1 protein-coding gene is annotated in these 920 nt (G+C 67.6%); it reads left to right on the top strand.

From position 1 onward, the window contains the following. Positions 1-104: 104 nt before the first annotated feature. A partial coding sequence (locus AC0L17_RS34470; protein WP_473518989.1) for an IS481 family transposase occupies positions 105-920 on the top strand: 816 nt, incomplete at its 3' end.

Below are 920 nucleotides of genomic sequence, written 5' to 3'. Positions count from 1 at the left end.
TGTTTGGACCGGAGACATCGCGAACAGGTGTGCGAGGACATCGCGAACAGTTTTGCGCATTGCGCGCGAGGGGGTTCGGGATGCCATTCAAGGACAAAAGCGCGATGAAACAGAAGTTGGAGTTCGTGAGGCTCGCCTCCGCAGAGGGGGCGAATGTGAGCGCGTTGTGTCGGCGCTTCGGTATCGGACGGACGTGCGGCCACAAGCTGCTTTTGCGCTACCGGAGCGAGGGCGAGGCAGGACTGGCCGAGCAGTCGCGGCGGCCGCGATCGAGCCCGGCGCAGTGCGCGCCGGAGGTGGAAACGGCTGCACTTGCGGTGCGTGCGGCGCATCCGGCTTGGGGTGGACGCAAGATCGCGCGCGTCATCGCCCGCGACGGCATCGGCACGCCCGCGGCCTCGACGGTGACCGGCATCCTGCGCCGCAACGGCATCGAGCTGGGCGTGCTGGGCGGCGGGGCTCAGCCCTTCATCCGCTTCGAGCACGAAGCTCCCAACGATCTGTGGCAGATGGACTTCAAGGGCCACGTCGCCCTGCATGACGGCCGGCTGCACCCGCTCACCGTGCTCGACGACCATTCGCGCTTCTCGATCGTGCTGTCGGCCTGCGCCGATCAGACCACCGCAACCGTGAAGGCCCGGCTGATCGCCGCCTTCCGCCGCTACGGCCTGCCGTGGCGTATCGCCACCGACAACGGCCCGCCCTGGGGCGACGGCGGCCGCAACAACTTCACGCTGCTCACCGTCTGGTTGATCGAGGCCGGCGTCGCCGTCAGCCATTCCAGGCCTTGTCACCCGCAGACGCTCGGCAAGGACGAGCGCTTCCATCGCTCGCTCAAAGCCGAAGCGCTGCAGGGACCGCCCTTTGCCGATCTCCCCAAGGCCCAGGACGCCTTCGATCGCTGGCGTCACGTCTACAAC

Source organism: Mesorhizobium sp. WSM4829 (assembly GCF_055811475.1).
The sequence above is the reverse complement of the archived record's forward strand: the minus strand, read 5'-3'. Positions and strand labels throughout refer to the sequence as shown.